General features: G+C 35.7%; 9 protein-coding genes. All 9 read right to left on the reverse strand.

Annotation, left to right across the window (positions count from 1 at the left end; all coding sequences use genetic code 11):
• Positions 1-4 precede the first annotated feature (4 nt).
• On the reverse strand, positions 5-2,695 hold the full coding sequence (locus QE382_RS15765) for a TonB-dependent receptor (protein ID WP_307186746.1): 2,691 nt from the start codon (positions 2,693-2,695) through the stop codon (positions 5-7).
• Between the two features lie 490 nt (positions 2,696-3,185).
• Complete coding sequence (locus tag QE382_RS15770; protein ID WP_307186747.1) at positions 3,186-5,024, reverse strand: O-antigen ligase family protein; 1,839 nt, start codon at positions 5,022-5,024, stop codon at positions 3,186-3,188.
• Positions 5,025-5,061: 37 nt separating this feature from the next.
• Entirely contained in the window at positions 5,062-5,751 is a 690-nt protein-coding gene (lepB, locus tag QE382_RS15775; RefSeq protein ID WP_307186748.1) for a signal peptidase I, read from the reverse strand.
• Positions 5,752-5,754: 3 nt separating this feature from the next.
• Entirely contained in the window at positions 5,755-6,168 is a 414-nt protein-coding gene (locus tag QE382_RS15780; RefSeq protein ID WP_307186749.1) for a DUF1573 domain-containing protein, read from the reverse strand.
• A gap of 10 nt (positions 6,169-6,178) precedes the next feature.
• Positions 6,179-7,324 (reverse strand): hypothetical protein, encoded by a 1,146-nt coding sequence (locus QE382_RS15785; protein WP_307186750.1) that lies wholly within the window; start codon positions 7,322-7,324, stop codon positions 6,179-6,181.
• A 604-nt stretch (positions 7,325-7,928) separates the two neighbouring features.
• Entirely contained in the window at positions 7,929-8,624 is a 696-nt protein-coding gene (locus QE382_RS15790; protein ID WP_307186751.1) for a LytR/AlgR family response regulator transcription factor, read from the reverse strand.
• 987 nt (positions 8,625-9,611) lie between these two features.
• Entirely contained in the window at positions 9,612-10,721 is a 1,110-nt protein-coding gene (locus QE382_RS15795) for a TlpA disulfide reductase family protein (protein WP_307186752.1), read from the reverse strand.
• A 22-nt stretch (positions 10,722-10,743) separates the two neighbouring features.
• A complete protein-coding gene (locus QE382_RS15800) occupies positions 10,744-12,285 on the reverse strand; it encodes a PKD-like family lipoprotein (protein WP_307186753.1) in 1,542 nt (513 codons plus the stop codon).
• A 52-nt stretch (positions 12,286-12,337) separates the two neighbouring features.
• On the reverse strand, positions 12,338-13,192 hold the full coding sequence (locus QE382_RS15805) for a DUF4843 domain-containing protein (RefSeq protein ID WP_307186754.1): 855 nt from the start codon (positions 13,190-13,192) through the stop codon (positions 12,338-12,340).
• Between the last annotated feature and the right edge of the window lies 1 nt (position 13,193).

Below are 13,193 nucleotides of genomic sequence, written 5' to 3' on the forward strand. Positions count from 1 at the left end.
CATTTTAATTTCCCATTTTGTTAATCTCCCAAATCAAGCCAAGTGAAAAGTTTCTTCCGATCGAGGAGTAGGTATTTTCAACAATCAAATTATTATTTACAGATCTTGAAAAACCCTTATTTTGGTTCAGAATATCATTTGCAGATACTCTAACTACCAAATTTTGATTTTTAAAAAATGATCTAGCAGTAGAGAAATTTACAATACATCGTTCGAACTTTTTACTAAATACATTGATAGGCTCTTGGTAATCGTAAGTCCCATTTAATGAAAGTTCATACCTCTTGGATGGATAAAACAAAAACTCTGGAACAATTAAATATGTCCAATAATTAGCATTGAGATTTTCATCCAACGAAGATTTGATCGTATTATATTTTGTATTGAATAAAATTGAGATATCATATTTTTCCGGATTTCTTTTTGAAAATTTTAATGAGAAATTAAGTCTCTGTACTTTATTTTCATTCAAAAGTTCATTAATATAATTGGCTGTTTGTGCAAAACTATAACCAACATCACTATTAATCTTAATATCAATCGGCGACAATCTAAAGGAATAAATTAGGTAGCTGTCAAATGATTTTTGTTCAAATTCTGAAAGATTAGCAAACTCATAAATACTTTTTCCAACTGAATCTATCGTAATTTTAGGAACTATAGCGTGTTGTTCCACTGCATATAGACCATTTAATAGGATGGTTTTATCTTCCATTAACATGTAATCCCTATAATTTAGATTAAACGACTGCTTAAATGCAGGTTTAAGCAATGGATTGCCCACAAAAACATTCAAGGGATCATCATTAATCTGTATAGGTTGAACCTGACTTATATTGGGCTGTACGGTGTTGCCATTGTAGTTAAACAATAACCTATTTTTTCTCGGAAATATATATTTGGCTTCTAAATTTGGATACCAATTGACAAACTTTCTATTGAGGTTATTATTATTAAAAAAATCTACTTGATCTTGCTGATTAAGCTCAATACCAGGAGCAATTTTCATCTGGATATGTGCCTGTGAATATTCAAACGACGCCCTTAATTTATGAGTAGCTTGTTTAAGCTTATATTTCATTGCAGTATGAAAAACAGACGACGCGGTGTCAATATCGGAAATTTCAGTAGTATTATCAGATTGTTGTAATGACAACTCATATTCTGATATTAAAGTTATTGCTTTCCCAAATTGATTGTTGTATGCAATTTTCCCACCATACTGTAGGTTAGTTTTCGTATTAAAACGACGTTCATTCAGCCTTATTAGCTGATCTTCTTCATCCGAAAGGTTATAAAATAAATTCTTTGCATACAAATTGCGTTCGGTTTCTGCCCTAGCATTTGAACTGTTTAAGCGAATGGAAATAGAACTCAATGGACTGAATTTCCTATTCCACACGAAGAAACCATTAAAACTAGAGCCGTCTCCGTTTAGATAGATATCCCGCTGGCTCTCATTCATTTTAATTCCACTTTGCCTTATACTGCTATCCGAAAACATGCTTTGAACATTGTTTTTACTTTTTAGCCCTTCTAGAAATAGATTAAATGTATTGACTGAATCTAGCGCCATTTTTATTCTCAAGTCAGCCTTATTTCTTAAATTATTTGTATTGAATTCTTCTTTAGAGAAACGTGTGAAACTGTTGTCAGGTTGAATATTTTCAATTACGGAATTCTCAAATCCTCGTGTGTTATAATCTGCAATTTTATAATTGGCATTGATATAATACTTTTTGGCTACAAAATTTTCGTCAAAATGTGCTCCCCCCGTTTTCACTGTTGGAATTCCTTTACCCTCGAAATTACCTCCACTTCCATCAACCTCGTCGATTCCGAATTCATTGTTACTAAAATTGGTTTTATCTTCCCAACCCAAACCTGTAATTCCATTATTACTTAATATACCATAGCCCGCAAGCTTGCGTTTTGAACTGAACGAATTTAACATAGCTTGGGAATCATATATTTTCGGGGTACCTCCAGTTACCTGCAACTTGCCGAAGTATCCATTTTTCTTATTAGCTTTTAAAGTGACATTAACAGTCTTCTCTTTTTTACCAAAATTATTTCCGCCAAGTTGAGTTTGTTCACTATCGCCATCATACAATTGAATTTTTTCGACAATATCTGCACGAATATTCTTGGTTACCAAAGTCGGATCATCTCCAAAAAATTCCTCTCCTTCTAATAGCACTCTTTTTACCTTTTCTCCATTGGCTGTAATATTGCCCTTCTTGTCAACCTCAAAATTTGGAAACTGCCGTAATAGATCTTCAACCCGTGCGTTTTCTCGCACTTTAAAACTATCCGCCTGAAATTCTAACGTATCTCCCTTAAGGGTGATGGCTGCCACCTTTTTTGACTTGACAAGCACTTCTTCAAGTTTTATACTTTTCCTTTCAAGTTTTATCAATTCCAGGGTTGGTATACTTCCAACGATTGTAACGTTTAATCTCGTTTTGTATGATGTATAACGTAGGTGGGAAACAGATAGCAAATAGTTACCTAGCACTAAGCTTTTTATTGAAAAACTACCATCTTCCTTAGTCCTAGTGCTAGCGATCAATATTGAATCTTTAGATCTGAGAAATGTAATGGAAACATTGCTTAAAGGAGTTTTATCAGCGGAATCAACCACTTTTCCTCTAATCTCAAAGTGCTCTTGTGCAAATAGTTTTCTATTTGACATACTGAAAATTGAGATGTAAAGTAAAAGCAAACATACAACCCGCGATATTAATCCCCTTAGCATATTCTATTTCAAACTTTTAAAATAATAGTATATAATTAAAAGAGCGATTCCGCAGAAAAATGATACGCACAAAATATATAACAATGCGCCAGGTATAATTTCGCTATTTATGTACGGTCTTAGAATCAAACCAGCTGTAACACCAATACATATCCCCAATAAAATTAACCCACTTGAAAAATATCCAGATATATTAGGCCCTTGTTTTAAATATTGATTTCTACGGATAAGAAACATATTTTCCCTATGTTTCAGATAGCTGACGCCAAAAATTGAAATGAGTACACTTATCGCAACTGCGATCCAAATTAACTGTTGAAAATTCATAATCTATATTTTTAATCCTACTTTTCTTGTTAGACGCAAGAAATAAATGTCGGTTACCGTGTTTGTTAAAAAATTTATTGAATTTTTGAAAAACCGGTTCTTAATTTCGTGGTGATCTTAAATACCGATTAACTTCTTTCAAAATCTCTTCGGAGAGGCTTGTTCTGACTTTAATTTTTGAATTTATAATCTCCGTTGCAATTTTTCGGCTTTCGTCTTCTAAATTATTGTCGTAATACAACTTAAACAGTAGGTATTTTGGATAAAGATGAGAAGGGTTAATAAGAATTGCCTTCCTATAAAAAAAGTCACTCTTATCAATATTTCCCTCTTCTTTATAAAGGTTTCCCAAATTAATATGAACCATTGGGTTGTAGTCCAATGAAAGAGCGGCAATAAAGATATGCTTAGCCTTAGCTAATTTTCTATTTAAATAAAGACATTTGCCATAATTCAGAAGATAATCTGGGTTACCTGATTGAGAATCCGCTAATTTCTCGAATATAATCTCTGCTTTTATCGGATCATTGTTAAATAATAAAGTTTCAGCTTTTAACAAATTGATTTGGTCCTTTCGCATATGGAATGCTCTGAAGCATAAAAAGATGGCGACACCGACTAGCAGAAGAACTATAGATATTGACAAAAGGCGATTTAGTTTAATTTCTTTATAATCACTGTTGGCTATGACAATAGCCAATAATAATGTAAATAAAAAAAGGGTCGGCAAGGAATAGAAGGGATAGGAAAATAACCCCGTTATTAAAATGGAAATTATCGAAAAAAAATAACCTAAGGTTTCATTACCCTTATTAATTTTTATATACCTCAGAATAACAATTGATAGTATAATAACAAAAATGAGGAAGCCTATTATTCCTTGCTCCAAAATCATTTCTAAATATTCATTGTACGATATTTTAACATATCCCGCAATATCTCTTACACGTAAATCACTCAAATATTTTTCATTTAAAAATTGTGGATATTTTTCAAAGTATGCTACCTGCCACCTAGTATAATTCAGCTTAAACGAACCATACCCAGTCCCAAAAAAGGGATTTCGCGAAATTATATCGGTTGATATCTTCCATATTAATAATCGACCATCAGAAGACGCAACTTTATATTTAATCAAATAATAAAATAGGGCTACGACCAAAGTGAGACTTAATGGTAATACTATTAGATAGGTTCGTCTTCCAATATTCCTAAGCTTATTGGCAAATTGATAACGATAAAAAATCATTATCAATGATATCAATAAGACGGTTATAAGAGATGCTCTATTCTGGGTAACAAACAAAACGCTAGCAGTGGAAATAACATTAATAATTGAGATTGTTTTTAATGAATTATCATTCGAAAAAAGTAAAGCTGATAATGAGACAGGAAAAATAGCACAAAGAAACAATGCTAAAGGCGCTGGATTTTTAAAAGTCCCTGTAACCTTAAAATTATCATCAAAAACTGGGAGGTATCCCAGATATTGAAGCAAAACTATGATTATTTGAAGTAAAGACAACAAAATAAGCGCTCGATTTAAAATTCCTTGATATCTTATTTTTCTACAGGATGGTATTATGATCCTAGCAAGAAAATAGAATAAAATGGCGAGCGAAAATGTATAAAATTTTTCATTATGAATTATATCAAAATATGCTACTCCGACTGTTAAGTATATTGTCCACGTTCCCACTAGTATATCCACTACATTGACGCTAGGGAGTTGAAACTTTTTTCCCCCCTGAAATGTGAATTGAATTGCAATTGTGATTATGCACACTGTTATTGATAGTGTTGTATTAATTACTTTCTCTGAATTAAGATAGAAATTGCCTTGGCTTGAAAAAGATAGTACTAACGAATAAAGTACCGATATAGGAACAATAATAAATATAAGATTCAATAGAGCGGAATTAGAATATTGTTTCAACATGATGGTAGAATATATAATGATTGATTAGAGATACATTTTAGATAATTTTAATCACTTTACCTATCAGGTTTATTTCTGGAACCAGCCCCCAGAATCTAGAATCTTCGGAAGAATAAAAATTGTCACCGAGAAAAAAATAGTAATTATTTTTAAATGTATAATGATCGACGTATTTGCCATTTAGAAAGTACTTTCCTCGATTTTGGATAAATGAAGCCCCTTCATACCTCATGATTGAACTATACAACACTATGTTTTTGGCATTCAACAAGATTGTGCTCCCCTTCTTTGGCACCCATAGCGGACCAAATTGGGTAGCAGACCAACGGATAGTCGAATCATGCGGAAATATATTTTTATTAAATTGATCTCTTAAGTTACTGACTTTATGAACAAGATCTTTTCTTGAAATCCGAATCGTGTCGCCAGGTATTCCATGGCAGCGCTTTACGAAAACATCTAATGCAGCTCCCTTCGAGATGACCGTGTCTTCAGTAACAGGCTTTTTAATAACCAAAATTCTGCTTTTCAGTAAATAATTATCGTTAATAGGATCCGAATCGTGATTAAATACCTTTACCAATATGTAATTTCCTGGTTTTATAGTCGGTAGCATAGATTCAGTTGACACGATGTAATAATCAATTCTTGAATATAAAATGCTTATTATGATACAAGCAAAAACCACAAATAGCCCTAAAACAATGGAGTGCTTTTTCTTATTCATGACCTAATTCACAACTGCAGTATTTTTTAATGAATAGAATTTCTTTTTGGTATTCGTTACTAAGACGGTATATTGCTCAATGTTACCATGCTTATGGAAAGTATTTATGTTTAGCTTTACCGACGCTGTATCATTAGGTGCAATTTTAAACTTTGAAACATAGAAACTCGTACAGCTACAGTCGGGTTGTATATCGGTGATTTTTAAAGTATCACTGCCTATATTTTTGATTTGATATAATGCGGTTACTAATGTGTCTTGTGGTATTACTCCAAAATCGACCTTGTCTTTATCAAATTGAATCTCAGCATTAGATTGTCTATCAATTTTTTGATTAGCATCTGTTTCTGGCTTTTGACCATTTTCTACGCAAGAAAATAGAAAAAATGTCGCTACAACTAGAACTGAAAATTTCATTTTATGTGGCTTAGTTGGTTAATTTGAATTTATAAATCTTAATGGCATTTTTTGACTGGTCAATGAAGGCGTTGGAATAAACTTCATTATCAATTATTCCTGACATTCGAAACCCTTTAGGAACATCTACATCTGCTATAAGTATATTTTCTTTGTAGATCTGAAGTCCGTCGCTAGCTTCACTAATACCTTTACTATATCCTCTAAATAAAAGATCTTTGTCTTCAAAAAATTCTAGAAAAGTGTAATGACCATTTAACTTTGACTGTTCATGATAATTAGAATTAAATAGTTCCATATCTGATGTGTTTTTTAGTCCTGTCCTCATGTTTCTCCCTTGAAAGCCAAAAGATTTTTTAACATTCATGTTATCGTCGATATCATAAATAAGGCTATCCGCGCCGAAAGAAAGTTTGTAATTATTCTTTTGATCAATATCGAAGATTGGGAATCCAAATACCATAAAATCAAAATTTTCTGAAAAGAATTGCGGGAATCCGCCATACACATCCTTAATATAGCCGTTTTTTAAGGACATACTGGCAAAAATCCGTGCATCTGCCGCGTAAGTTTTCATTGTTGGATTATAGGATTGGTGTTGAGATACAATGGGAAAGATGAGATTATCATCGTATGCTCTTACCTTGCCGCCGTACATTAGTGAGTACATTTCGGGTACTGATGCATCTGGTTTGTCTAAAAGTTCCTCGTATGTATGCGTTGGACGCCAATTTACCGCATAGTCATTTATCCTTTCAAATTTTTCGTTGAATATATAACAGTCATATCCCGTACCCATAAAAAATGACCCTCCGTTGGGGAGGAATGAAAAGAAGGTAACGTTTTTCACTGGGAGTTCATTCTTTCCACTTCCCTGTCCGATGTACGAATGAACAATGCTTCCATCCTTCTGAAATTCATGAAGAAAACAAAATCTGGAATCTAAAAAATATAGAGAATTATCCTTAATATATATTTCTCCGACATATGATGTATTGATGGAGTCCAATTGAACAGAATCAATAGCAACGGTACTAAATTTTATTGATTTTTTACTCTGGTTTTTTGCAGTGGAATAGTCCGACTTCTTTTCAGACTTACATGCGTAAAAACATATAAAGGCAGCAAGCACTGAAAATTTAACAACACGTTTCATAGAATATTTTAGTATCTTTTCATTTCATGATAAAATAAGAGGCAACAATTACATCACCTCTTATCTTGGAATTAGTTCAAATGTTAACCTTCACAATTAGAGTTGTAAGAAGAACAACTTGACGAGCCTGACGGAGCACATTGGCTACCCCCATTATTCGCTGCGCAATTATTGTTACCACCCCAAAAAGCACAGTAACAGCTAACGTCAAAGGCTGCTCTTGCGACTTTTGGACTAAGGGAACTTTTCAAAGTCGAACTTTGTGCAAATCCAAAACACATCGTAACTGCAGCAAGGCTTCCAAATACTGCTTTCATAATTTTTCTTTTGTTCATAATAAATTACTTTAAATTGAATTAATAAATATTAACTAATCTAATATAACAGTACAATATTTATTATTCCAAAGCTGACGAATATTTTTCGACCAAATTGATATTTTTCAGGTTTAAATAGATTCCGATATTAAATCTAAGTTTAACTGTTTCGAAAAGAGCGAAGAAAAAAAATTATTTAGCTTTTTTTATATATAAAATAGATATAGATTAAATTTCTATCAATAATACACTGAGAAAAGAGTTCTGAAAAAATATCTTATAAAATCTTATAGCCCCATTATGCTGTATAAGTTATTCCTATATTTTAAACCTATATCTAACTTTAAATTATTTTTTAAGCTCACTTGAATAGCATCTACTGCCTTTATTTGATTTACATTGACAATATGAGATCGATGAATTCTGACAAACCCTTTTTCATTTAGCGTCTTTTCGAGATCTTTAAGAGTTGTAGAAACTGTATGATTTTCATGTTTTGTAATAATTTGCACATAATCTCCTAAAGCTTTAATATAGAATATATGACCAGAATTAATGAATAAAGATTTATGGCCATCTTTAAACTTAATGATTTGATCCAATTGTTTATTTTTCTGCAAAATGATAAAATTCCCAATTTTGTTTATCGCTTTTTCAAACCTTTCTTGCGTTAGCGATGGCTTAAGTATATAGTCTATTACTTCAAGTTCAAATCCATCAGCTGCAAATTCTCGCTGGTGAGTGACGATAATTATAAAAGGAGGATTGGACAATGATTTTATAAACCGTAACGTTTCACTTCCTTGAGCCTGAATATTTAAAATCATTAAATTTACGCCACCTGACGCTAAAATTTCCTTAGCGTTTATCAAATATTGATAACTTCCTAATAATTTTAAACATTCAATATTTGCTACTAAACGCTGCAATCGTTTAGTAGCAAGGAGTTCATCCTCTATAATTATCACATTAATTTTATTCATTGGAAAAACATTTACACTACACATCGGTCCTAAGGTCTTTTAACCCATCGACATACCTTATATAATTAATGAAAATATTATTTAACTTGTGCAAGTTAACTCTTATGGCTACATCCTCTTCATTTATTAGAGTCGCACGTACTTCACACATAATATTCAATTCTTAACCAGAAAATAAGCTACTTTTTAGGTTCGATAATTTCGTCTAGTTATACAGTTACATAAGAATTATCATGTGGTATTCAGATTTATGATCGAATTAGCACAGACAATTTACAATTGATTAATTTATGTCAATTAATTAAACACAAATATCTTTATTAACTTAAGATAAGATAAATTAAATAAAAAATATTTACAGGGTTAGTAAACCAACTAAATTGATACGATTTGTATACATAATGAGAAAATTATGATACATCTGTGTAATCTAATCCTAACTAATAATTCCAATCGGATTTATTTTTATTATCTCGTTGGAAAGTTGGGAAACACTCCTGTCTCCCATCTTTCAATAAAAATTCTACAGGTTTAAGTTGTCTTAGCGAATAATGTGGTCTGGCATTATAATACATCTACACCCAGGCATTAGCGTATTTTCCGACTATTTTCGGTAGGTTTACCGTCTGGGGTATAACGCGATTCAATGCCGCTTTGATGACACCATTGATGTAAAAACCTCTGCTAAAAACTCTGGGCCGTTATCTGACCGTATGTATTCAGGTTTTCCCCGCCATTCTACCAGCTTTTATAATTCTTTGGCCACCCTGGCTGCCAGAAGGCTGATGTCAACTGTACTAGATAATATGATTTGGTACTCACTATTAACCTATTCAGTTTGATAGCAGTATTGTTTCCTAATCTTCTATTCATTCATTTACGATGCAGATATATGAAAACAGCTTCCTTAAGTTTAACCGAAAGGAAGCTGTTTTGCTTAAATTTCTGTCAGATGGGTACACACACCAGAAACTGCCTATTGACAGGTTATTTTAAAAGACTTTGTACTTTATTGAAAAGTGTTTCACCCCGCAGGTTTGTTGCTACAATCTTCCCCTGGCTGTCAATTAGCACATTTTGGGGAATAGCCCGAACGCCATAGAGTGCTGCCGCTGGCTCTTTCCAACCTTTGAGGCTGGAAACATGGTACCAGGGCATGCCATCCTTGTTAATCGCCTCCGTCCAGCGTGTCTTGTCATCGTCTAGCGAAACACTCAGCACGGTAAATCCTTGCTTTTTAAATGCTTCATAGGTATCCACAACATGCGGATTTTCTTTTCGGCAAGGCCCACACCAGCTGGCCCAAAAGTCTAGCAAGGTATACTTGTTTTTAACGATCACCTCTTTCAGACTCAGCTCCTGGCCGTCTGGTGTTGTCGATACAAAATCTTTATAAAGCTGCCCTGTCAGGATTCCTCTGGCCGCCGACAGGCGGTCGCCAAGATGCTTGCCCAAGGCACTATTTTTCACCTCAGTACTAAGTTTGTCGTAATAAGGATAGGTTGTCTCATAATTAACATTGCCACCTGCTACTTGATTTAAATGGTATAAGGAAACATAGGATCCGGGATTTTCTACAACAAACTGATGAACCACTTCCCGCTTAAATCGTGTGTATTGGTCCAAGCCCGCGAGAAGCTCGGTAACATACGCTTTTTTTTCCTCGCCCTCAGGCATATTTTTAAAACGCACAAATCCATCGATCACTTTGCGGTCGGCAGGTCTTAATTTCTGGGCCAGCTTTTCGTGTGCTTCAGTGAATGCTGTACCATATATTCGCGCATAACTCAACGAATCTTTTGTTTCGACATGGACTGTCCCCCCCGCAAGGAAAAGATCTATACGATCGCCGGATTCCATATTGTCCATAGATAAATGACCTAGCGTGGGATCGGTCAATTGGCCACGTAAAACAAAGGTACCACCTGTTATAAGCACACTATCGACGACTTTTACCGTGTCGCGTTGGTAATATAGTTTGACATACTTTCCATTGTTGGCTTTCCCTATTTTTCCTTTAACCCTAAACTGACTACTTTGCGAGAATGCGGAATAGGCTCCTAATAGCAGAGCAACTGCTGTGATAATTATTTTCATTTTTCTTGTATTTAAATAGTTTTTAATTGACTGCACGCCAATTAATCGATTGTATTTTGATGAGATCCGTCCAAGTGCTATTGTCCTGCAACTGCAATTCAACGATATTTGGGTTATTGCCCACTTTAAAGCGACGAAGAATACCTTTTTGATCCTTGTAGCTGGCGATATAGAGACTATTGGTCAAATGGTCGATCTGGGTATCAAACTTAATCATGGTAATCGCATCTGTTCCTAGTTCTGGAAAAGTATAAATCTTTTCGAAACCGGGATTATAATCATAGGCATAGAGCTTGCTGCCCACAAAATAGCATATAATACTGCGATTGGATGAAAAGGCATATCCTTCTGCTTTATCAAAATCCGTCGCAATGGATTTGACGGTATACGCATTCCGTTTGGCCGGATTCGTTCCATTTGCATAAAACTTGTAGATATGGTAACTGTTATCTTTGTCTTTCATCAAGGCAAATGAATTACCATTATTGGAGCCTCCATCAGTGTTCCGGGTATTTTCAGCATACACCAGTGTACGGCCCACGGGTTGATTCCAGGGGAATGCTTCACCGTCTTTATCTGCAAGTACCGTGGAGGTCGTTGACAATCCGATACTGGTATAATTTAGGAAGCGCTGATAACGGGTGTCATACCACATGACATTGTTCATACTATTGATAGGGTATAGTAAATAGGGCGCCGCGGGAATCAATTCGTCCGGGGCGGCCGCTACCCTATTCACAGGATTGTTGTAAAAGTCACCCGCCATCAATAGGGGTATGTTTGCAAAAACATCGCCGCGCTGGGTTACCAAGGCACGATAAAGGGTACTACCGATATCACCAGTAGCTGTCCGTATCTGCGGTGCAATAACGACGGGATTTAGCGTTTCGGGATCGATATGATCGGACATAAATACGTAACGTCCCAGATGATTGTCTGAGGTAGCAGTCATGGATGCCCGGTCTAAAAAATATGACCCTTCACGTGTCATCGCCCACAATCTGACATATGCACTCGAGCCGCCGGTATGTACCATCCCCAGTGGTCCGCGAAGACGTGGCAAGCCTGATCTGGATAGCACGTGCCTGACATGGACGGTATCGCTCTGCATGGACAGCATTTCTGCCTCAGCATAGCCTTCAGGGTCCTCTCCCATGATTAAAATTCCTCTGGAATAAGGTGAGACGACCTTGAGCTTGACATTGCTTGCCCAGGAGACACCGGTCATTTTGTCAAGCACCCGGTAAAAAATAGCATATTCCCCTGGCGCTAAGCGAACTGGATAGTTGATATCTTTTACGTTGCTGAGGGTATCAAAAACTTTATTGTCAATTCTGAGAATCCAATTATAAGTATAACGGGTGAGATCATTGCCGTCCATAGAAGCCGTAATGTTAGGGGTTATACTTAAGGTATCAAGTCCCGTCCGTAAAGTATATTCTTCGTTGATATCTTTGATGGTCAATTCGTTTATTTCCTGGTAATCGTAATTACCAAGGTCTTTGCTGCAGGCTCCTAGGATAAATAGGAAGACTGCGCCCATGATTAACTGATAGGTTTTCATTTCAAAATAACTTGTTTATTCCTACTGATTTTGCTCTTCTTTTGATTTTATCTTATCCGCCCGGGACCCACGGAACGCCCAAATATGAGGTCCAGGGTACCGTGCCCATCCACATCAACCGGCCATCATCTTCGAGGACAGGCTTTCCTTCACTATAGCGGTTAACCAGAACCTTTGTCGCATCGCTGGCGATAAGCATCATCCTGGCCATTGGCATAGTCTCCGCGGTGCCAAAGTCTTCATATTTGAGTCCTAAATATTCCGCCAAAAATTCCATTTTACGCCTGGAGAAAACACCGAACAATCCTGACTCCCTATTTCCGGCTTGCAAGGAACCGGACCAGACAGCGGGCTGCACCATTACATCATTGATATGCAAAGAATGCAGTGTAGCATCAAATTGTGGCACCACAGTACCTGAATTTAAAGATGGGATAGAATGCCATTCGGGGAAGGAAAGTGCAAAGTCTTTGGTGGCTACAAGTTTTAAGCCCAGGGTTACGGGTTTTTCTTCGAGATCGGCTGTGCGCTTAAGCCGCACACTGACTTGCGCCGAAACAGCACCGGCAGGCAGAATATATTGGTCCTTCAAAGCCTCGTAATGCTGCCCCAAAATCGCGTTAGTGGAGTCTGGATTGACCTCCACCCGATAAATCCGGTCATAATCCTTGCTTGGGCCTGTAATCATCACCTGAACCGGAAAGTCAATTTCGTCGGTACTCATGCGTACAAAGTCTATATCGGTAAAGGGCTGATAGGGCCATAGATTTGGAAGATACTCATTTGTACCATGGCGCATCGCGAAATAGACGCCTTCCTTACCTTCATAGGACATGATTTCTTTTTTGCAGGCCGTAAATAGTACAAACAGCTGAAAAAACAGGATATAAAAGGTTGTTCTTTTCATA

Origin of the sequence: Sphingobacterium zeae (assembly GCF_030818895.1) — a bacterium.
Classification (GTDB): domain Bacteria; phylum Bacteroidota; class Bacteroidia; order Sphingobacteriales; family Sphingobacteriaceae; genus Sphingobacterium; species Sphingobacterium zeae.